General features: G+C 55.3%; 6 protein-coding genes. 2 read left to right on the forward strand and 4 right to left on the reverse strand.

Going from position 1 to position 5,921, the window contains the following annotated elements:
• The first annotated feature begins 47 nt into the window (after positions 1 to 47).
• Positions 48 to 230, forward strand: coding sequence for a hypothetical protein (locus AC1DSG_RS26420; RefSeq protein WP_477793525.1), 183 nt, complete (start codon positions 48 to 50; stop codon positions 228 to 230).
• A 104-nt stretch (positions 231 to 334) separates the two neighbouring features.
• Entirely contained in the window at positions 335 to 1,534 is a 1,200-nt protein-coding gene (locus AC1DSG_RS26425; RefSeq protein ID WP_477793521.1) for an MFS transporter, read from the forward strand.
• On the opposite strand, the gene arfB is transcribed toward AC1DSG_RS26425, so the two are convergent.
• From arfB to AC1DSG_RS26445, 4 genes are all read right to left on the reverse strand, one after another.
• Complete coding sequence (gene arfB / locus AC1DSG_RS26430; RefSeq protein ID WP_008010994.1) at positions 1,531 to 1,944, reverse strand: alternative ribosome rescue aminoacyl-tRNA hydrolase ArfB; 414 nt, start codon at positions 1,942 to 1,944, stop codon at positions 1,531 to 1,533. The genes AC1DSG_RS26425 and arfB overlap by 4 nt on opposite strands.
• A 425-nt stretch (positions 1,945 to 2,369) precedes the next feature.
• Positions 2,370 to 3,065 (reverse strand): DUF4225 domain-containing protein, encoded by a 696-nt coding sequence (locus AC1DSG_RS26435; RefSeq protein WP_477793522.1) that lies wholly within the window; start codon positions 3,063 to 3,065, stop codon positions 2,370 to 2,372.
• A 1-nt stretch (position 3,066) separates the two neighbouring features.
• Complete coding sequence (locus tag AC1DSG_RS26440) at positions 3,067 to 3,558, reverse strand: Hcp family type VI secretion system effector (protein WP_477793523.1); 492 nt, start codon at positions 3,556 to 3,558, stop codon at positions 3,067 to 3,069.
• A 235-nt stretch (positions 3,559 to 3,793) separates the two neighbouring features.
• Positions 3,794 to 5,215: an amino acid permease gene (locus AC1DSG_RS26445; protein ID WP_477793524.1), complete on the reverse strand. Its 1,422-nt coding sequence runs from the start codon at positions 5,213 to 5,215 to the stop codon at positions 3,794 to 3,796.
• Positions 5,216 to 5,921 lie beyond the last annotated feature (706 nt).

The following is a 5,921-nucleotide window of genomic DNA, read 5'->3' on the forward strand; positions in this document are numbered from 1 at the left end:
GCGCTAACATGCGCTTTCCACACCGCCTGAACCCCGAGTTCCACGCCATGACTGATGACTTCTCCGAAACCCAAGCCAGCGTCTTGATCGGCACTGCCGAGAAGATGATCGAGATCTGGAATCGCCTCTCCCCCGAGAAACAAGCCGCGCTGCTCGCCCGCTTCGGCACTCAAGAAAACGCCTTGGCCGCCCTGGTCACGACGCAACTGGTTGCCCCCGCCAAACCCTGACCCACGCCGCCCGGCAAATAGTTTTACTTTTTCCACGACCCGCGACCGCTAGCGCCGCTATCATAAGCAGCCTATCTATCCTGCTTTCCCGTGGACCTTTACCCATGTCTGAAAACCAGCGCCCCCTGGCGGTCACGCTGCAAGTCGTTTCCATCGTTCTGTTTACTTTCATCGGCTACCTGAATATCGGCATTCCCCTGGCCGTATTGCCCGGCTACGTCCACAGCGACCTCGGTTTCGGCGCAGTCATCGCCGGGCTGGTGATCAGCGTGCAATACCTGGCCACCCTGCTCAGCCGGCCTTATGCCGGGAAAATCATCGATAACAAGGGCAGCAAACTGGCGGTGATGTACGGCCTGGCCGGTTGCGGCTTGAGCGGTGTGTTCATGCTGATTTCCGCCTGGACTCAAAGCCTGCCGACGTTGAGCCTGATCAGCCTGCTGATTGGCCGCCTGGTGCTCGGTAGCGCGGAAAGCCTGGTCGGCTCGGGATCGATTGGCTGGGGCATCGGCCGGGTCGGTGCGGCAAACACCGCCAAAGTGATCTCGTGGAACGGCATCGCCAGTTACGGCGCGCTGGCCATCGGCGCGCCGCTGGGCGTATTGCTGGTCAATCAATTGGGCTTGTGGAGCATGGGCGTGAGCATTGTGCTGCTGGCCGTTCTGGGCCTGGCATTGGCCTGGCCAAAAACCGCCGCACCGATTGTGGCCGGTGAGCGTTTACCGTTCRTGCATGTGCTGGGACGCGTGCTGCCCCACGGTTGCGGGCTGGCGCTGGGCTCGATTGGTTTCGGCACCATCGCCACCTTCATCACCTTGTATTTCGCCACGCAACACTGGCACAACGCCGTGTTGTGCCTGAGTTTATTCGGCGCCAGCTTCATCGGCGCGCGCCTGTTGTTTGGCAACCTGATCAACCGCCTCGGCGGGTTCCGCGTGGCGATTGCCTGCCTGTCCGTGGAAACCCTGGGGTTGTTGTTGCTGTGGCTGGCGCCGGATGCCCATTGGGCATTGGCCGGTGCGGCGCTGAGCGGTTTCGGATTTTCGCTGGTGTTTCCGGCGCTGGGCGTGGAGGCGGTCAACCTGGTACCCGACTCCAGCCGTGGCGCGGCGGTCGGGGCTTATTCGCTGTTCATTGATTTGTCGCTGGGGATTACCGGGCCACTGGCGGGGGCGATTGCAGCGGGGTTTGGTTTTGCTTCGATATTCCTGTTCGCCGCCATTGCTGCGTTGAGCGGCTTGGCACTGAGTGTTTATTTGTACCGGCAGGCGCCAAGGTATCGAGAGGAAAGAGACGCGCGCTAGAAGTCCACCTTGCCTCGCCCGGCCTTGATGCTGCCGCGCTTGGTCTTGGATTCGAGCCGACGTTTCTTCGAGCCGAGGGTCGGCTTGGTCGGGCGACGCTTCTTTTCGACCTTGGTCGCGCTGAGGATCAACTCGGTCAACCGCTCCAGCGCATCCGCGCGATTGGCCTCCTGCGTGCGGTATTGCTGGGCCTTGATGATCAACACACCTTCGCTGGTGATGCGACTGTCGCGCAGCGCCAGCAACCGCTCCTTGTAGAACTCGGGCAAGGACGAGGCCGGAATGTCGAAGCGCAGGTGCACGGCGCTGGAAACCTTGTTGACGTTCTGCCCGCCGGCGCCCTGGGCGCGGATGGCCGTCAACTCGATCTCGGCATCCGGCAGATGCACATTGTTGGAAATCACCAGCATGGAAAAGCGTCCGGGTTCAGGGTGGTCAGGATACCGCGAATATTGGTATGAATAACTGGTACTCACTGGAGCAGGTGAGTCCAGGAAGTCATGCCTGTCTTTTCTTTCGGAGTTTTCGTATTTTCAAATGGGGAGTTGCTTTGTTTTGAATGGCTATATTAATCTCAAATCTCACACCAACGGACCTATAATTTTATGTCATTTGAAAACATTCGATACCATTTGGCTGTGACCTGCTTGGTTTTAGGTTGTTCAATTCCTATTATGGGAGCAGTTGTCTGGGCAATAACCGAAATAATACCACTAGAGGGACGAGCTTTAAACATTACCTACATTGCAACATATATACCTATTGCATTATTTGGGTTGCGCTTCTACATCCCAAAACTACGAGGAACCACATAACATCGTTATGCTGCACGACATCAATTACCACGTTCCATCGACGACTCCTTGAGCATTGAGTTTAAAGTTATAGAATCAACCAAACCCTCAAAAAACAAAGCTAGAACGCCAGATTGCTGATAAGCCGGCACATTACTTATGGGATCATACCTAAAAAGCTGCGATGAACCCGCCTTGCGTACCTCTCTAAACATACCATAGCCAGACAAAAGCAAATCGGTCGAATAATAAGCCATGTTACCCTTATAACTATCCCTAAAAAGAGCTTGATAGCCGCGCCTAAGAGGACCTTGAACACTAGGTGCATCGGGACCGTTATAAATATTCATCACCCCTTCGGCGATGTTATTTGCCCCATGACCGATTAGAAGCGAACCTGGCACGACCCCGATCCCCCACGACGCACCCGTAATCGCTATTCCGACTTCAATTTGCATCCCGCCGGCTAAAACACCGATACCGTTTTGAGTATAAAAAAGCGCCTTCGACAATAACTCTTCGTGTTCAGCTCTTAATTCCTGGAGCCCTTGCCACGCACTGATGAGCCCTTCATCAACCGCTTGAATAACCTCATCTGCGAAGGATGCAACAGTCGAACTAAAGCGAAGCCGCGTAACTCCATCAGAAAAGTGCGCCATGCCAATGCTGCACCCAATCGCCACCAACTCAGAGGCCGCATTCGTCACATCATGGATATCGCAGGCATCTTCATTCATCTTAATTTCCCCAAGTACTGTAAGCACTTGTTGCCCCTGGAACATGCGCCCAAGCAATTTCTCTATATCGAATAGACACCAACTCTTGCGGCTCTGCATCGTTCATACGAATAGCGTGGGGAATTTGTTGACTGATATGCGCAATACGCGCACCTGTAAGATGAATTGTATAGTATCGCTCTTGCCCGCCCGCCGAGGCAGTGCGGTAGAGATTGATAATGCAATCGACCTCTTCACGCTCATGCAGTGCACTGGCCAATAGAGGCGATGACTTATCGATAGCCTTGGTAATCATGATTGGCCTGTGCTGGCCGCGGGCACCTGCAATGCTGCCATCATTACCGGTGACCATATCGTGCGAATAAGCCAGCACCATGATTTCGTCCTGATGCGCAAACTGGCACTTGTTACCAAGCGAGCTTTGGCCTGAGCAGCCGGCAGAAATAAGCCCTTGTCGCTTACCGGTAATACTCATGTAGCTGTGACTGGCCATAAGCGCTAATCCTTGATGTATTCAAAGCGGCAGACTATGGCAAAAAAAGCATTAGGCAGGGTGTAGGCCGCTTCTGAATTAACGAGCATCAGCTAACTTTTTAAAAATTTCAGAAATCACTGTAGTAAACGATGAATGCTTATGTAGGAATTGGATTACAGCGCGATCTAAAGTTAACGCAAAAAAACAAAAAACCCGGCACATTGGCCGGGTTTGTTGTTTCTGCGCTCTGCGCTTACTTCGCGCTGGAGCTTGCTGCGTGCAGCGCGTGTTGGGCGCTGCGTTTGTTTTTGATGCCGTAGCAGACCCACATGAATACGACCCACACCGGAATCGCGTACACCGAGATCTGGATCCCCGGAATCAGCAGCATCACGACCAGGATGAACACCACGAACGCCAGGCAGACGTAGTTCCCGTACGGGTACCACAGGGCCTTGAACAGCGGCGTTTGCTTGGTCTTGTTCATGTGCTGGCGGAACTTGAAGTGCGAGTAGCTGATCATCGCCCAGTTGATCACCAGGGTCGCAACCACCAGCGACATCAACAGTTCAAGCGCGCTTTGCGGGATCAGGTAGTTCAACAGCACTGCGATCAGCGTCACCGCCGCCGAAGCGAGGATCGAACGCACTGGCACGCCACGCTTGTCGATCTTCGACAAGGCCTTCGGCGCATCGCCCTGTTCGGCCATGCCCAGCAGCATACGGCTGTTGCAGTAGGTGCCGCTGTTGTACACCGACAACGCCGCGGTCAGCACCACGAAGTTGAGGATGTGCGCGGCGGTGTTGCTGCCGAGCATCGAGAACACTTGTACGAACGGGCTGCCGCTGTAGGAGTCACCCGACGCGTTCAGGGTCGCCAGCAGGCTGTCCCATGGCGTCAGCGACAGCAAAATGACCAGCGMGCCGATGTAGAAAATCAGGATCCGGTAGATCACCTGGTTGATGGCTTTCGGGATCACGGTTCTTGGCTTGTCGGCTTCAGCAGCGGTGAAACCGAGCATTTCCAGACCGCCGAAGGAGAACATGATGATCGCCATGGCCATCACCAGACCGCTGACACCATTGGGGAAGAAACCACCATGGGACCACAGGTTGCTGACCGCCGCTTGCGGGCCGCCATTGCCGCTGACCAGCAGGTAGCTGCCCAGGGCAATCATGCCCACAATGGCAACGACCTTGATGATCGCGAACCAGAACTCGGCCTCGCCAAAGACTTTGACGTTGGCCAGGTTGATCAGATTGATCAGGACGAAGAATCCGGCTGCCGAGACCCAGGTCGGGATGTCCGGCGCCCAGTAGTGGATGTATTTGCCGACCGCCGTCAACTCCGACATGCCCACCAGAATGTACAGGATCCAGCAGTTCCAGCCCGACAGGAAGCCGGCAAAACCGCCCCAGTATTTGTGCGCGAAGTGGCTGAAGGAACCGGCAACGGGCTCTTCAACGATCATTTCGCCGAGCTGGCGCATGATCATGAACGCAATGAAGCCGCAGATGGCGTAGCCGAGGATCATCGACGGGCCGGCGGATTTCAGTACCCCGGCCGAGCCGAGGAACAAGCCGGTACCGATCGCGCCACCGAGGGCAATCAATTGAATATGACGATTTTTCAGGCCGCGTTTGAGCTCGCCTGACTGCGAGGTTTGTCCACTCATGAAAAGGGTCTCACGTTCTGCGTATTTACAACGGTCATGCGTCACCTGTTTGTTTTTATCTGTGACGAAATCGAACCCGACACGCTTGTGGCGCGGCGGAGTGAACAAGGCGGATAGCCTTGAGGTTTGCGCTGCTGCGCAGGAGGTCACAGTTAAAACGCGGCGCATTGTACACCTGTAACCCCCTGCTGCCAGACCCGCTGGACAAGCGTGTCTATGGCYGGGATTGCCTGTGTCCGCCCCGAGAGGCTCGGGTGGCTGCAAAAAATGGGTCAGATCCTTGCGGATCATCGACGGGAAAGGCAGGAAAACCGCCTCTAGCATAGAGATGGATATGGATTGCGGCGTTCATTGCGCCTCCTTTTTGTTATGCACCTGCACGACTGGCATGGCGCGCATAACACCCTGCGTGGAGCGATGAAACAAGCGGGCCAGAGGGTTGGAAGGAGGAAGTAAAGCGCTGGTGCGTAAGCGTTTTCTTACAGCATCCTGGGAATGGCGAATTTACGGGGTTAATCCGTGGATTTTGTCAGGTTTTCTTTACATGGCGTAATTCTGGCTTTCCACTTCGGACATCCCGGTGCGGCGGCTGGCCTTCCGGGCACACAAAAAAAGGTGTGTGGCAACCGCCACACACCTCAATTACTTTCAGCTCAACTTTGTGGAGATGACCTCCTTATCCCGCCAGAATGAAGTCCGTCTGATC

Source organism: Pseudomonas sp. P5_A12 (assembly GCF_056400685.1).